We start from the raw sequence: 15,418 nt of genomic DNA on the forward strand, positions 1-15,418 counted from the left end.
ATATATGATACCAATCGACCAATAACTTAACACGATAGGTATAGGTATTAATAAGGGGGATGTTTACATGTTAAATATCCCCCTTTTTTGAGCGCTGAGGGTAATACCAATTTTATTAAAAACATGATCATTCTAGCGTATTAAATAACTCAATAACTGCGTTAAAAATTATTTATATAGAACAACTATGTATCATAATTTTAGCCTTGTTATTAAGCTATTTTCTTATCGCTATAATAGATCATTAATTTAATGCAATTGGTATAAGTGATAGACTCATAGCAAGTTAAATTTAACAGATGGATTAACAATGGATAAATTAGCCGTTTTATACGCCGAACATATTGCAACACTGCAACAGCGTACTCGTACAATTTGTAATAGCGAAGGGTTAGAAGGATTAGTAATTCATTCAGGCCAAGCTAAGCGCCAGTTTTTAGATGATATGTATTATCCATTTAAAGTTAATCCACAGTTTAAAGCATGGTTACCGGTTATTGATAATCCTCATTGCTGGATTGTGGTAAATGGCAGCGACAAGCCAAAACTCATATTTTATCGCCCGGTAGATTTTTGGCATAAAGTACCAGACGAGCCTCGCGACTTTTGGGCTGAGTACTTTGATATAGAGCTACTACTTCAGCCTGATCAAGTAGAAAAGTTATTACCATATGATAAAGCTAAATATGCTTACATGGGTGAATACATTGAAGTAGCGCAAGCACTTGGTTTTAGTATTATGAACCCTGAGCCTGTACTTAACTATTTTCATTACCACCGCGCTTATAAAACCCAGTACGAACTTGAATGTTTACGCAACGCTAACCGCATTGCAGTAGATGGGCATAAAGCTGCACGCGATACATTCTTTAATGGTGGTAGCGAGTTCGACATTCAGCAAGCGTACTTAATGGCGACACGTCAAAGCGAAAATGAAATGCCGTACGGCAACATTGTTGCGCTTAACGAAAACTGCGCTATTTTGCACTACACGCACTTTGATCCAAAAGTGCCACACACCCACAACTCATTTTTAATTGATGCCGGTGCAAACTTTAATGGTTACGCTGCTGATATTACTCGTACGTATGATTTTAAAAAGCAGGGTGAGTTTGCTGAGCTTGTGCAAGCGATGACTGTTCAACAAATCGAGTTAGGTAAAGGTTTAAAGCCGGGTATGCTTTATGGTGATTTACACGTTGAATGTCATAATCGTATCGCACAAATACTTAGTGACTTTAAAATTGTTAACCTACCCGCGGAGGAAATTGTTGAGCGTAAAATTACATCTACTTTCTTCCCGCATGGACTAGGACATCACCTAGGTTTACAAGTGCATGATATGGGCGGTTTTATGAGTGATGAAAAGGGCACACATCAACCATCGCCTGAAGGGCATCCGTTCTTGCGTTGTACTCGCCTGATCGAAAAAAACCAAGTGTTTACTATTGAGCCAGGTTTATACTTTATTGATTCACTGCTTGGTGATTTAGCGCAAACCGATAATAAGCAGTTTATTAACTGGGAAAAGGTAGAGTCATTTAAACCATTTGGCGGCATTCGTATTGAAGATAACATTATTGTTCACGAAGATAGCCTAGAGAATATGACGCGTAATTTAGAACTCGATTAATTTCTATAAAGACGAGTTAGCGAATAAACGTTAAAATATGCATATGAACGGGGCCTTTAGGCCCCATTTTTAATTGAGCTCTTAATATGTCTGAATATAAATATCCTGCTGCTGACGTTTTTCATCAAGAAGAAATAAAAAAAAGTACGTTTATAGTCCACATTGCACACACCCCCGATTTAAATTCAGCAAAAACATTTATTAAAAGCATTGAAGAAAAGTATAGCGATGCACGTCATAACTGCTGGGCACATGTGGCAGGCAACCCCGGTGGCAGCCATGTTTATGGTTTTTCGGATGATGGTGAACCTAATGGCACTGCAGGAAAGCCTATGCTAAATGTGCTGGTGGGTTCGGGCCTTGGCGAAATTACTGCCGTGGTGACACGTTATTTTGGCGGCATAAAATTAGGCACCGGCGGACTAGTACGTGCTTATGGTGGCTCATTAAATAATGCACTAGTAAAATTGCAAACGGTGCTTAAAGTTCCCTGCGTTGAAATTATTGGGAGTAGTGAGTACAGCATGCAAGGCGCGATTGAGCAGTTATTAAAAACAAAGTATCAAGTGCTTAATATTGATAAGCAATTTACTGCTAATATTGAGTGGGTGATTACAATCGATAGCCGCGAAGCTAAGCAAGCAGTCAAAGATATTTTTGATTTAAGTCACGGCGCAGTTGAGTTAACTATTAAAGAGTAATAACCTACACAAATTGCATATAATGCATACTGACCCTATTTAATTTGGTTGATACTACTCAGCCTGAATTTACTAATAATAAAAGCGACAAGCTAAATGCAATTTCGTACCATCATAAAAATTCTTGGCCAACTTGTTGCGCTGTTTAGTATTACCATGGTGCCTCCGGCACTGGTGTCTTTAATATACAAAGACGGTGGTGGTGTTCCTTTTGTTTTAGCATTTATCTTTAGTGTTGTTATTGGCATGATGGCTTATTACCCAAACCGCCATGAAAACGGTGATTTAAAAGCACGTGAAGGCTTTTTAATTGTTGTTTTGTTTTGGCTGGTACTTGGGGCGTTTGCGTCCTTGCCGCTTATCTTTTTACAAGAACCTAATTTATCGCTCGCCGATGCGGTGTTTGAAGCATTCTCTGGCTTAACAACCACCGGCGCTACAGTACTTACCGGTATTGAGTACTTACCTAAGTCGGTGTTGTTTTATCGCCAGCAACTCCAGTGGTTTGGCGGTATGGGTATAATCGTACTCGCTGTCGCTATACTCCCCATGCTAGGTGTTGGTGGTATGCAGTTATATCGCGCTGAAATACCTGGGCCTGTAAAAGATTCTAAAATGACCCCGCGAATTGCCGATACAGCAAAGCACCTTTGGTATATTTATGTGTCGTTGACTATTACTTGTATGCTGGCTTATTGGGCTGCAGGAATGGAGTGGTTTGATGCTATATGTCATGCATTCTCAACGGTGGCGATAGGTGGTTTTTCTACTTACGACGCCTCCATGGGGCACTTCGACAGCCCTGTAATTAACTTTATTTGTGTGTTCTTTTTAATTATTGCCGCTGTTAACTTCTCCCTGCATTACGCCGCAGTGGCGAGCCGAAACATACAAGTTTATATCAGAGACCCTGAGTTTAAGGTGTTTTTGTGTATTCAATTAGCGCTGGTGGTTATTTGTTTTACCGTACTTTCCTCTAACGAAATATTTGCTAATGGCGATGAAACCCTCGATCAGGCGTTATTTCAAGCTGTTTCAATGAGTACAACAGCAGGCTTTGCTACTGATAACTTTTCAACATGGCCTTTGTTTTTACCTATTTTACTTATATTTTCGAGCTTTATTGGTGGCTGTGCAGGCTCTACCGGTGGTGGTATGAAAGTAGTGCGCGTATTTTTACTTTATTTGCAGGGCGTGCGTGAGCTCAATCGTTTAGTGCACCCACGGGCTATATATTCAATCAAGCTGGGTCGTAAGGCGTTGCCAGACAAAGTAGTAGAAGCCGTGTGGGGTTTTTTCTCTGCTTATGCGCTTGTATTTATTATTATCATGTTAGCGCTTATGGGCACGGGTATGGATAACATAACTGCGTTCTCAGCCACTGCGGCTTGTTTAAATAACTTAGGGCCTGGCTTAGGAGATGTAGCGTCGCATTATGGTGCTATAACCGATGGTGCTAAATGGTTGCTTACTATTGCAATGGTGTTTGGTCGCCTAGAAATATTTACTTTATTAGTGTTATTTACGCCTACTTTTTGGCGTGGATAAACGAGCGGCTTAAGTTTTAAATTACAAAATATTGGAAAAAGGGATATGCCAACAAATTTAGAAAAGCTAAAGCATATAGGTGTAGGCAGTTTAGTTGACCTAGAAATATTAACACCTACAAGCAGTAAGCGTGTTAAAACTGAATTAGTTGGTTTACTCGATAAACAGTTTATTATTTTAAATTATCCCAATGCTAAGCGTTTACCTGCAGCGAGTGACTATTTACGTGATGGTGTAATGGTTGTTGTAAGAGCACTGATTGAAGGCAGTGGCGGGCAAGTTATTGCGTTTCGCCAGCAAATTATGTCAGTAGCCTCTCATCCCGCTAAACTCGTCTTTATTAATTTTCCTAAGCAAGTGCAGCTATTTGCGCTACGCTCGCAAACACGCATACCTACCTTGTTACCTGCAAAGCTAAAACTAAGTGACGATAGAGTGCTTGAAGGCCTTATTAAGGACATTTCACTCACTGGTGTAATGTTTGATATTAGAGGCGATCAGCAAGCTGAAGGTATTAAAGATATGCAATGCACTGTCGTACTCAATAGTAGTGATAAAGATTTTGAAGGTGAAATTTGCAGTGTTAAAGAGCATGTCGCAGGTGTGCACTGCGGAATTAAGCTACTAGCAAGCGAGGATGAAATGAAAACCTTTATGAAAGAGCATTTTATAGACCCATCTGCGCTTGAGCCCACCGTTGACTAAATCGTTTTTCGCTTATTTGCAACAAAATGTCGTTTTACGTGAGTATTTATAAAGTGTTTTTTTGTTTTTATATAATTAAAAATATTATTCAGTTAAAACAATGCTTTACGTATTTTTTGTTATGGCTTGTTTTTTGTTGTTATAGCTACTTCGTTAAAATTAACCTTAATTATTTTTTAAAATCCCTCCTTTTATAGCTCTACATTTTAAAATGTATCTTTTTATATAAACATAACTATTTGTTTTTAATGACTTTAGTTTTTCACCTCTAAAGCGTGTTGCGAAAAGGCAACAGTAATGACTCTGAAAATTCCTACTTATTGTATGTTTTGTTTTTAACTTGTTGAAAGTTCATGGCTTTTCAATGTTGGCATTTAAGTTGTAATAGTCAGGGTGTACTGAACGAAATCGTGATTCAAAGTGAAATACTTAATCGCACACACATAAATTTGAAGGATACATATTATGAAAAGCATTAATAAAACTTTAGCACTTATCGCTATTGCATCTTCTTCAGCCGCTTTTGCAGCAACAGATTTTGACACACTTGATGTAGACGGCAGTGGCACAATTAGCCAAGCAGAAGCATCAGTAGACGCAAAATTAATGAGCATGTTTTCTGAGCTTGATACTGACCAAAATGGTGAGTTATCAAAAGAAGAATTTTCAGAAGCTTAATTAAAAAGTATTTATCCTGAGTTGCCAAAGACAACCTAAGTAGGCAAGGGAGCTTACGAAAGAGGATAACAAGGAAGTGAAAAATTACGTTTTAAGTTAAACGAAGCAATTTTTTTGATAGAACATTGAAGGATTAAGTTATGAAACATTTAAATAAAGCATTAGCACTTATAGTACTAGCATCTTCTTCAGCTGCATTTGCAGCATCAGATTTTGACAGCCTTGATATCGATGGTAGCGGCACAATTAGCCCAAGCGAAGCGGCTGTCGATACCGATTTAATGGCTGAATTTATTGAGCTAGATACCGACGGTAGCGGCGAGCTTTCTAAAGAAGAATTCGCTAATTACTAATCTTTTTTCAGATTAAACATTTTTCACAGTCAGGGATCTTTGAAAAGGACTTCCCATATTACTAGGAATATTATTATGAAAACATTCAATACAACACTTGCAGTTATCGTTTTAGCATCTTCATCAGCAGCATATGCTGCAGTAGATTTTGCCTCTTTTGATGCAGATGGCGACGGTGCGATTACAATGGAAGAAGCGAAGGTTAACCCTCAACTTGTGAAGATTTTTGATGATTTAGATACTGATGGAAATGGTGAAATCTCTAAAGAAGAGTTTTCAAAGGTACAGTAATCAATATTCGAAGATACTCCACTAAAGCCGCCTTAGTCAGCGGCTTTTTTGTATTTTAAATTAACTAATTAGCGTAACTAGTTAAAGGAATATAGCACTTACTTGGAATAGTTTTTCTACAACGGTAATATGTTTTTTGTCGATTAAAAACATAATGACATGATCGCCCGACATAATAATTGTATCATCGTGAGCTATCAGTACATCGTCATTACGTACTATTGCGCCAATAGTTGTACCCGCTGGAAGTTTTATGTCGGCAATCGCGCGACCAACAACTTTAGATGTGCTTTCATCACCATGAGCAACCGCTTCTATGGCTTCTGCCGCACCTTTACGCAGTGAATACACATTAACAATATCACCACGGCGTACGTGCGTTAATAACGCTGATATTGTTGCTTGTTGTGGCGATATGGCAATATCTATTTCGCCGCCTTGTACCAAATCAACGTAAGCACCACGCTGGATAAGCACCATGGTTTTCTGTGCGCCCATACGTTTTGCAAGCATGGCTGACATAATGTTTGCTTCATCGTCGTTGGTTACAGCGATAAACACATCTACTTGTTCAATATGCTCTTCTGAGAGCAGTTCTTGATCAGATGCGTCACCACAAAAAACGACCGTGTTATCGAGCATTTCTGAGAGTTGCTCAGCACGTTCTTTACTGCGTTCAATTAGTTTAACGGTGTGGTTTTTTTCAAGTGAGCGGGCAAGGCCTGCCCCAATGTTACCGCCACCAGCTATCATAATTTTTTTGTACGAACGCTCAAGTTTTTGTAGCTCGTTCATTACTGCGCGTATATGTTTTGTAGCGGCAATAAAGAATACTTCGTCATCGGCTTCAATAACGGTGGTACCCAATGGTTTTATTGCTTTACCTTGACGATAAATAGCGGCAACACGAGTTTCTACATTAGGAATATGTTCTTTAAGTGCAGATAACGCATAACCTACAAGTAAACCGCCATAGTAAGCTTTTACGGCTACTAACGAGAGCATGCCATCAGCAAACTGCAATACTTGCAGAGCACCAGGGTAGTCAATTAAACGGCGAATATACTTAGTGACCAGTGCTTCGGGAGCAATGTAATGATCGATTGGTAAATCATCGTTTTGAAAAAGCTTTTCGCGGTATTTTAAGTATTGCTCTGAGCGAATACGAGCAATTTTAGTAGGCGTTTTAAAAATACTGTATGCCACTTGGCATGCAACCATGTTCACTTCATCTGAACTGGTTACCGCTATAATCATATCGGCATCTTCAGCACCTGCGCGGCGTAATACATCAGGATGCGCGCTGTGGCCCATAACCCCTTGTAAGTCGTACTTATCTTGAAGTTCACGTAATCGGTTACCGTCTATATCAACAACGGTAATTTCGTTTTGTTCGCCAACTAAGTTTTCAGCAAGCGTAGCACCAACTTGCCCGGCACCGAGTATAATTATTTTCATTATTTACCCGTGGTATTGATCATAATTTAATTAAAAAAATAGCCATTTAATGTTTCATAAATGGCTAACTATTTAGTGTACGGCTATTAGGCTTTTTTAACTAGCTTAGCGTAATAAAATCCATCACTTTCACCGGGCAGTAACTGCAAACCTGGCGTTGTTACGGTATCGTTTTCGTGTAGAGGTATATGTTCTACATCATCGTTATTAGCTAAAAACTTAGCAACTTGCTGTTGGTTTTCTTGTGGAAGAACCGAACACGTAGCATATACCAATGTGCCACCTGGTTTTAACAGTGGCCAAATGCTATCAAGAATATCGCTTTGTAACTTGGCTAAGTCTTCGATATCTGATGCGCGACGTAACCATTTTATGTCAGGGTGACGGCGAATTACGCCAGTGGCCGAACAAGGCACATCAAGTAAAATACGATCAAATAATTTTTCATCCCACCAGGTATGTGGTTGCGATGCATCGCCACATTGTAGGTCTGCACCTAAGCCAATACGAGTTAAGTTTTGCTTAACACGTTCAAGGCGAGTTGAGTCGCTATCAAGTGCAAGTACATCAGCATCAGCAAGCTCTAAAATATGACATGTTTTACCGCCAGGGGCTGCGCAGGCATCCAAAATATAGTCGTCTGCTTTAGGTTCTAAAAAGCGGGCTGCCAACTGTGCTGCAGCATCTTGTACTGAACATGCACCTGTATCAAACTCAGGTAACGAAAATACATCACGTGGTTTGGCAAGCTTAATCCCATCAATAAAATCAGGGTTTAAGGTGTGTTCAATATCGTTAGCGCTGAGCATGTCACTGTATTCTTGCGTGCTAAATTGGGCTTGATTGACACGAAGCCACATTGGCGCTTGTTGCTGGTTTTCTTCAAGTAGTGCTTCCCAGCTATCTGGGTAGGCTGTTTGCACCTGTTTAATAAACCAATTTGGATGGTTGTATAAACATACCGGAATAAGCTTCGCTTTTTCTTCAAGCTCAGCTTGTTGACGCTGAAAGCTACGTAAAATGGCGTTTATCAGTCCTTTTAATCCTAAAGCGCGTAGTTGAGCCAGTGCGTTAACCGTTTCTGAAATGGCAGCATGAGGTGGTACGCGCATATGCTGCAGTTGATAAATACCTACGTATAATAAAAACTGAAATATTCTACGTTTACCTTTTAATGGCTGCTCTACTAAGTGTTGGCAGTAATTTTCAAGGCTCGGTAAGTAGCGTAAAACGCCATAACAAATTTGCTGTAGCAACGCTTTATCTTTAGGCGGCAAGCCTTGGCTTGCAAATGGAAGTTCTTGATTAAGCGATGCGCCTTTATCAACTACGTTATATAAAGTTTCAGCGGCAAGCGCTCGTACGTTTGGAACATTACTCATTGTTTTCGCCTAATATTGTGCCAGGAGTAACCCAGTCACTACGACCATTTAAAAAGTCGTTAATTGCCATTGGTTTTTTACCTTGCGGCTGTAATTGCGTAATACATAAAGCGTGTTCGCCACACGCCACTACTACGCCATTTTTGTCGCTTGATAAAATTTGCCCAGGATCACCTGATTGCAGCATAACCTGCGCTTGATGAATCTTTACTGTTTGCCCACCCATTTGGGTAAAGCACATTGGCCACGGGTTAAAAGAGCGAATGTTTCGCTCGATTTGAAGCGCACTCAAGGACCAGTCGATATTAGCTTCCTCTTTAGAAAGCTTTTTAGCGTAGTTAGCAAGTTCATCGTTTTGAGGTTCAGGGGTGATCTCACCATTAGCTAATTTATTAATGGTTTCAATTAACGCATCTGGACCTAGCTCAGCAAGCTTTGTATATAAGCTTGCGCTAGTTTCTGTTGTGCTAATAGGGCAGCGGCTTATATGTAGCATATCGCCGGTATCTAGCCCTTCATCCATTTGCATTATTGTTACGCCGGTTTGTTCATCACCTGCCCAAATTGCGCGTTGAATAGGTGCAGCACCGCGCCAGCGCGGTAATATAGAGCCATGCACATTTAAACAACCTAAACGTGGCGCTTCTAAAATAGCTTTAGGTAAAATTAAGCCATATGCTACAACAATCATAATGTCGGCATTTAAGCTTGTTAGCTCAGCTAGTGCTTCATCATTTTTTAATGACTGTGGCTGAAAAACCGGTAAGTTGTGCTCAAGCGCTAGCTCTTTCACTTCACTGGCTTTTAATTTTTTACCACGACCTGCAGGGCGATCTGGCTGGCTATATACACCCACTATTTGGTGTTCGCTTTGTATCAGCGCTTGTAAATGACGTGCGGCAAAGTCCGGCGTACCGGCAAATATAATGCGTAATGGTTGAGTCACTGAGTTTTCCTAAGGTGCTTATTACTGTTCTGCAAACTTGGCTTCTTTTTCAAGCTTTTTACGAATACGTTGGCGCTTTAATGGAGATAAGTAATCAATGAATAGCTTACCTTGAAGGTGATCTAGTTCATGTTGAATACAAATAGCCAATAATTCATCTGCATCTAGTACAAATTCTTCACCGTTTTCGTTAAGTGCTGCGACTGTTACTGTTTCTGCGCGATCTACTTTTGCATACGAGTTAGGTACTGATAAACAGCCTTCTTCGCTAACGGTAGAGCCGTCTTTTTTAATGATTTGTGGATTAATTAATACCAGTGGCTCATTGCGCTCTTCTGATACATCAATAACAACGATTCGTTGATGAATATCTACTTGCGTGGCCGCAAGTCCAATGCCATTTTCATCGTACATTGTCTCTAGCATGTCTTTTACAATTTGGCGTACTGTGTCGTCAACTTGTACAACATCTTTTGCTACAGTACGTAAACGTTCATCTGGAAATCTTAAAACTTCTAACCTAGCCATAGTTACCTTTTTCACTTGTGCTTAATTTAGGGTATTGTATGCTCTTATTTTAGCCATTCGCGTTCACCTTTAACAGGTTTTGGGCAATAATAATGAAAAAACAATACAAGGAAGCTCGATGAAATCTCCACTACTTGCAATCATGCTTACGTTAAGCGCTGCGTTTCCCGCAGTTGCTGATGTACTTAAAATAAAAAAAGACGCACCAAAACAGTATGTTGTAAAAAAAGGCGATACACTTTGGGATATTTCTGGCATCTATTTAGATGAGCCTTGGCTATGGCCTGAACTTTGGCAAATGAATCCACAAATTGACAACCCACACCTAATTTACCCCGGTGATGCATTAGCGTTGATATACGATGCAGATGGAAACCCACGTTTAGTGATAAATAAAGGATATAGAAAGCTATCTCCTCAGGGTCGTATTACACCAAAAGGGCGTGATGCTATTACTACTTTGCCGCTTGAAATGATCAAACCTTATATCAGTTACGAGCAAGCAATGAACAGTGACGATATTAAAGGCAAACCTTATATTTTAGGTGCAAACGAAAATACTAAAACACAAACGCTAGGCCATATTTTATATGTTAAAGGCGACTTACAAGTACATAAAGCATATGCTATTTACCATAAAGGTGACCCCTACACTGATTTAACCGGTGAAGTGTTAGCAACGCGTGCATCTTACGTGGGTATAGCACGTGCTTTTAGAGCGGGCGATGAGAAAAATGGCGTGCCTTCGTCATTACGCGTTGAGTCTGTTAAACGAGAAATTCAGCAAGGTGATTTTTTAATGCCGGCAATGGAAGGCCAAATGCTTCCTGCGTACTTTGATATACACCGTCCTTTAGAACCTGTAACAGGTAATATTATTGCTTCACCACGCGAAGTTAGAGAATTCAGCACAATGGATGTTGTGGTGCTAAACTTAGGCAGTGAACACAATATAGAAGCGGGTCATGTATTAGATCTAGAGCGTCAATCACCAACGGTTATTGATGGTCCTCGTGGCCCTCGTTATCCAGAAGATTCTAGTAAATATGAGAAGCTTTTATCTGATGTGAGCCAATTACTTGGTGATGAGTCTGACGAACAAAACACAACGTGGACCATGCCTAAAGAAAAAGTTGGTGAGCTAATTGTCTTTAAAGTGTATGACAAAGTAAGTTATGCATTAATAACTAAAAACCAGCACCCAATTCGCATTGGAGATATTGCAGTTATTCATTAAGAAGTAGCGAGTCGGTGCTCTAGGAGAGAGCATGGATCAGTCATCTGGCAAGCTAGCCCACTGGCTTGCCTTTTATATGTGTAAAGGGTTGGGTATAAAAACCCTTTTAGCACTATCTACAAACTATTCCCTTGGGTCGTTATTCGACTTATCTCATGACAAGCTTTTACAGCTTGGGTTAACCGCTAATCAAGCGAGTAATTTACTCAACACCAATTGGCAACAAGTCAGTCATTATGAGCAATTAATAGCGCTGAACAACATTACTGTTGTCTGTATTTTTGATGCGCTTTACCCAGAAGATCTCCGGCAGATTGCCAGTGCGCCTTTATTACTATTTTGCAGGGGAGATGTCTCGTTATTATCAACTCCACAAATTGCAATTGTTGGCAGTCGTAATGCTACACCTACCGGGCTTGAAATAGCCTCAGAATTTGCATACGAGTTAACTTTGGCGGGTATTACAGTTACTTCAGGTATGGCGCGGGGAATAGATGGTGCAGCACATAAAGGTTCTCTTGCTGGTACAGGTAAAACCATAGCTGTGCTTGGTACTGGGGTTGATATTTACTACCCCAAACGCCATAAACTATTAACAGACCAAGTTTTAGAAAGCGGTTTGCTGGTGAGTGAGTTTTTACCAGGCACAGCTGCTCATGCGCACAACTTTCCGCGCCGTAATCGTATTATTTCTGGGTTATCGTTAGGAGTGCTTATTGTTGAAGCTGAAATTAAAAGTGGTTCGTTAATTACAGTACGCTATGCGCTTGAACAAAATAAAGAGGTATTTGCAGTACCGGGTTCTATTAAAAACCCGTTAGCGCAGGCAAGTCACTTTTTAATAAAGCAAGGTGCTAAGCTGGTAGAAAACGTGGCTGACATTCTTGATGAGGTGAGTTTCACTTACGACAATAATGTATTTAATAAAGAGCAGCCGATTCAAGCCAATTCTCAATGTGAGGTTCTAAATAGTATTGGCTTTGAAGTAACCAGTGTAGATGACATTGTGCGTCGTGCGCAGTGGCCAATAGATAAAGTACTCAGTAGGTTGCTCGATTTAGAATTAGACGATCAGATTGAGCGAGTCTTAGATGGTTACATCAAGTTAAGCGCAGGAAGGTAATATGTTTGATATTCTTTTGTATCTTTTTGAAAATTACATTCATAGCGAAGCGGATATATTTGCAGAGCAAAATGAGTTAACCGATGAGCTACTGCGTGCGGGCTTTAATAAGCCTGAGATATTTAAAGCTCTTGATTGGTTAGAGCAACTAGCCGATTTACAACACAGCGATGAGTCTCCTTATCTTATTGCTAACCCTAAAGATGCTGTGCGTATATTTACCGATAGTGAATGCCAAAGGCTCAGCGCTGAGTGTCGTGGCTTTTTAATGTTTATTGAGCAAATAGGCGTAATTAACAATGTAACACGTGAAATGGTAATGGACTGTTTAGCCTCTCTCGATAAACCAACTATAAGCCTAGAAGACTTAAAGTGGATTGTACTTATGATCTTGTTTAACGTTCCTGGCTCTGAAGAGGCATATGAGCAAATGGAAGATTTGATTTTTGATGAACCCAGCGAACTTCTTCATTAGAGATAATTATCTTGATTGTACTCAAATTACTTAAAAGGATAAGCACGGCATTGCTTGTATCTTTAAGTGGTTTGGGTATATTAGGCGAAAATTCACCAACCTATTAGGATCACCATGAGTAAAATCGACCATTCGCTTTTCTCGGCGAACAAGCACGCCCTCGAAAAAGAATACGAGATATGCCCACAGTGTGGTTCAGAGTTAGTGATCCGCAATAGTAAATCAGGCCCTTTTTTAGGATGCGCAAGTTATCCCAAATGCGACTTTATTAGGCCGCTGGCACATCACGACAGTAACGAAATCAAAATATTAGAAGATTCTGCATGTCCTGAGTGTAGCAAACCGCTGGTGGTTAAAAATGGCCGCTATGGTATGTTTATTGGGTGTACGGGTTATCCAGAGTGTCATTATATTGCTAACGAAAATGAAGAAAAGCAAAGCGAAGATACTTTGCCTAGTTGCCCTAAATGCAAAAAAGGTCATTTAGTCGCGCGCAGTAATAAGTTTGGTAAAGTATTTTATTCTTGTGATTGCTACCCAAGTTGTAAATACACGCTTAATAATAAACCGGTTGAACATCCGTGTCCTGAATGTGACTGGCCTATCGTCATAGAAAGAAATATGGCAAACGGCATATTATTGCAATGCCCACAAAAAAGCTGCATGCATAAGCTCACCCCAACTGAATAACGTTTAATTATATCTGGAGACTACTTTGTCAGACCTTTCAAATACGCCCACTGCAATAACATGCTTAACGCAAGGCGAAGTTATTTTATACCCAACAGAAGCTGTATATGGTTTAGGTTGTGATCCAGATAATCAACAAGCCGTTGAGGCACTATTAGCTATTAAGCAGCGCCCGGTTGAAAAAGGGCTTATTTTAATCGCTGATAACTACGGACAATTATTAAAATACGTAGATGATGCAAAAATACCAATGGATAAACGCGCTGATATTTTTTCGAGTTGGCCTGCTGCAATTACATGGGTTATGCCTGCATCTAAAAATACGCCTAAATGGCTCACAGGGCAGTTTGATACCATCGCGGTAAGAGTAACAAACCATCCAACAGTAAAGCGTTTGTGCCAAGAGTTTGGCAAGCCATTAGTATCAACCAGTGCAAACTTAACCGGTCAAGAAACGGTAATTAGTATTGAGCAAGCCAAAGCGCAATTTGCAGAACAAGTTGGCTTTTACGTTGACGAGCCGTTAGGTGGTAATACTCAACCAAGCACAATAAAAGACGCCATGACTGGCAAAATATTTAGAGGTTAATATGCAAAGCGAATTATTAAATCAAGTAAAAGCATACTTTATGGCTTTGCAAGACACTATTTGCCAAGGTTTGGAGGCTGCAGATGGCAGTGCTAAATTTATAGAAGATAACTGGCAGCGAGCAGAAGGCGGTGGTGGTCGTACACGCGTAACCACTAATGGCACTGTAATAGAGCAAGGCGGAGTTAATTACTCTCATGTATTTGGCGCTTCAATGCCTGGTTCGGCAACAGCGCACAGACCAGAGCTTGCAGGGCGCAGCTTTCATGCGTGTGGTGTGTCGTTAGTTATTCACCCTAAAAACCCTCATGTACCAACAAGTCATGCCAATGTGCGCTTTTTTATAGCCGAAAAAGAAGGCGAAGAGCCAATATGGTGGTTTGGTGGCGGGTTTGATCTCACTCCTTTTTATCCAGTATTAGAAGACGTACAACATTGGCATCAAGTTGCTCACGACATTTGTGCGCCTTTTGGCAGCGACGTTTATCCAAAATACAAAACCTGGTGCGACGAGTACTTTTATTTAAAGCACAGAGATGAGACTCGCGGAGTAGGCGGTTTATTCTTTGACGATTTAAACGAACTTGGTTTTGAAAAGAGTTTTGCGTTTATGCAATCGGTGGGTAATGGATTTTTAGATGCCTATTTACCTATTATTGAACGTCGCAAAAATGACGAATACACAGAGCAACAACGTGATTTTCAGCTTTATCGTCGCGGGCGCTACGTTGAGTTTAATTTAGTATGGGATAGGGGCACTTTATTTGGATTGCAAAGTGGCGGGCGCACTGAGTCTATATTAATGTCTATGCCACCACTTGCACGCTGGGAATATAACTATAAACCAGAGCCAAGTAGCCCAGAAGCTAACCTATATCAGTATTACTTACGCCCGCAAGAGTGGTTAACGAGTCAACCAAGTGAGCTGATAGCCAGAGAGTGGCAATTATAAAAATTAAACAATAATCAAAAAGGCGCTAATTAGCTGTCTTTTGATCACAAGTCTGACTCAAGAGATTTTGCTAAATCGTAGCCTTCCAGGATGGCTTGTAACTTAAGCCATCCTTGCCATAACACTTTC

General features: G+C 40.2%; 17 protein-coding genes. 13 read left to right on the forward strand and 4 right to left on the reverse strand.

Annotated elements, in window-relative coordinates; genetic code table 11:
* Window positions 1-310 precede the first annotated feature (310 nt).
* From pepQ to GQR47_RS16885, 7 genes are all read left to right on the forward strand, one after another.
* Entirely contained in the window at window positions 311-1,633 is a 1,323-nt protein-coding gene (gene pepQ, locus GQR47_RS16855; RefSeq protein WP_024597188.1) for a Xaa-Pro dipeptidase, read from the forward strand.
* Between the two features lie 86 nt (window positions 1,634-1,719).
* Window positions 1,720-2,334, forward strand: coding sequence for a YigZ family protein (locus GQR47_RS16860; RefSeq protein WP_024597189.1), 615 nt, complete (start codon window positions 1,720-1,722; stop codon window positions 2,332-2,334).
* Window positions 2,335-2,430: 96 nt separating this feature from the next.
* A complete protein-coding gene (locus tag GQR47_RS16865; protein ID WP_004335179.1) occupies window positions 2,431-3,882 on the forward strand; it encodes a TrkH family potassium uptake protein in 1,452 nt (483 codons plus the stop codon).
* Between the two features lie 45 nt (window positions 3,883-3,927).
* Window positions 3,928-4,587, forward strand: coding sequence for a flagellar brake protein (locus tag GQR47_RS16870; RefSeq protein ID WP_024597190.1), 660 nt, complete (start codon window positions 3,928-3,930; stop codon window positions 4,585-4,587).
* A gap of 465 nt (window positions 4,588-5,052) precedes the next feature.
* On the forward strand, window positions 5,053-5,265 hold the full coding sequence (locus GQR47_RS16875) for an EF-hand domain-containing protein (RefSeq protein ID WP_004335175.1): 213 nt from the start codon (window positions 5,053-5,055) through the stop codon (window positions 5,263-5,265).
* A gap of 140 nt (window positions 5,266-5,405) precedes the next feature.
* The gene (locus GQR47_RS16880; protein ID WP_004335174.1) at window positions 5,406-5,618 is read left to right on the forward strand and encodes a calmodulin; all 213 of its coding nucleotides are present in this window, start codon (window positions 5,406-5,408) and stop codon (window positions 5,616-5,618) included.
* 75 nt (window positions 5,619-5,693) lie between these two features.
* Window positions 5,694-5,909, forward strand: coding sequence for an EF-hand domain-containing protein (locus GQR47_RS16885; RefSeq protein ID WP_024597191.1), 216 nt, complete (start codon window positions 5,694-5,696; stop codon window positions 5,907-5,909).
* Window positions 5,910-5,990: 81 nt separating this feature from the next.
* Here GQR47_RS16885 and trkA read toward each other — a convergent pair whose 3' ends face one another.
* The 4 genes from trkA to def all read right to left on the reverse strand — a co-directional run bounded on the left by trkA (window position 5,991) and on the right by def (window position 10,223).
* The gene (gene trkA, locus GQR47_RS16890; RefSeq protein ID WP_154904167.1) at window positions 5,991-7,367 is read right to left on the reverse strand and encodes a Trk system potassium transporter TrkA; all 1,377 of its coding nucleotides are present in this window, start codon (window positions 7,365-7,367) and stop codon (window positions 5,991-5,993) included.
* A gap of 86 nt (window positions 7,368-7,453) precedes the next feature.
* Complete coding sequence (gene rsmB / locus GQR47_RS16895; RefSeq protein WP_004335167.1) at window positions 7,454-8,749, reverse strand: 16S rRNA (cytosine(967)-C(5))-methyltransferase RsmB; 1,296 nt, start codon at window positions 8,747-8,749, stop codon at window positions 7,454-7,456.
* Window positions 8,742-9,695, reverse strand: a complete 954-nt coding sequence (gene fmt / locus GQR47_RS16900) for a methionyl-tRNA formyltransferase (RefSeq protein ID WP_024594985.1) — start codon at window positions 9,693-9,695, stop codon at window positions 8,742-8,744. The genes rsmB and fmt overlap by 8 nt, the downstream gene beginning before the upstream one ends.
* Before the next feature lie 21 nt (window positions 9,696-9,716).
* Window positions 9,717-10,223 carry a peptide deformylase gene (gene def, locus GQR47_RS16905; RefSeq protein ID WP_004335162.1) on the reverse strand — a complete coding sequence of 169 codons (507 nt, stop codon included), beginning with the start codon at window positions 10,221-10,223 and terminating at the stop codon, window positions 9,717-9,719.
* A gap of 118 nt (window positions 10,224-10,341) precedes the next feature.
* Here def and GQR47_RS16910 point away from each other — a divergent pair, with 118 nt between their 5' ends.
* The 6 genes from GQR47_RS16910 to hemF all read left to right on the forward strand — a co-directional run bounded on the left by GQR47_RS16910 (window position 10,342) and on the right by hemF (window position 15,289).
* Window positions 10,342-11,460 (forward strand): LysM peptidoglycan-binding domain-containing protein, encoded by a 1,119-nt coding sequence (locus GQR47_RS16910; RefSeq protein ID WP_024594984.1) that lies wholly within the window; start codon window positions 10,342-10,344, stop codon window positions 11,458-11,460.
* A 31-nt stretch (window positions 11,461-11,491) separates the two neighbouring features.
* The gene (gene dprA / locus GQR47_RS16915; protein ID WP_024594983.1) at window positions 11,492-12,583 is read left to right on the forward strand and encodes a DNA-processing protein DprA; all 1,092 of its coding nucleotides are present in this window, start codon (window positions 11,492-11,494) and stop codon (window positions 12,581-12,583) included.
* Window position 12,584: 1 nt separating this feature from the next.
* On the forward strand, window positions 12,585-13,058 hold the full coding sequence (locus GQR47_RS16920; RefSeq protein ID WP_004335158.1) for a DUF494 family protein: 474 nt from the start codon (window positions 12,585-12,587) through the stop codon (window positions 13,056-13,058).
* A 114-nt stretch (window positions 13,059-13,172) separates the two neighbouring features.
* The gene (locus tag GQR47_RS16925) at window positions 13,173-13,748 is read left to right on the forward strand and encodes a topoisomerase DNA-binding C4 zinc finger domain-containing protein (RefSeq protein WP_004335155.1); all 576 of its coding nucleotides are present in this window, start codon (window positions 13,173-13,175) and stop codon (window positions 13,746-13,748) included.
* Between the two features lie 25 nt (window positions 13,749-13,773).
* Window positions 13,774-14,337, forward strand: a complete 564-nt coding sequence (locus tag GQR47_RS16930; RefSeq protein ID WP_004335153.1) for an L-threonylcarbamoyladenylate synthase — start codon at window positions 13,774-13,776, stop codon at window positions 14,335-14,337.
* A 1-nt stretch (window position 14,338) separates the two neighbouring features.
* Window positions 14,339-15,289 carry an oxygen-dependent coproporphyrinogen oxidase gene (gene hemF / locus GQR47_RS16935; protein ID WP_024594982.1) on the forward strand — a complete coding sequence of 317 codons (951 nt, stop codon included), beginning with the start codon at window positions 14,339-14,341 and terminating at the stop codon, window positions 15,287-15,289.
* Window positions 15,290-15,418: the final 129 nt, after the last annotated feature.

The organism is Pseudoalteromonas sp. Z1A2, from assembly GCF_011378755.1.
Classification (GTDB): Bacteria; Pseudomonadota; Gammaproteobacteria; order Enterobacterales; family Alteromonadaceae; genus Pseudoalteromonas; species Pseudoalteromonas distincta.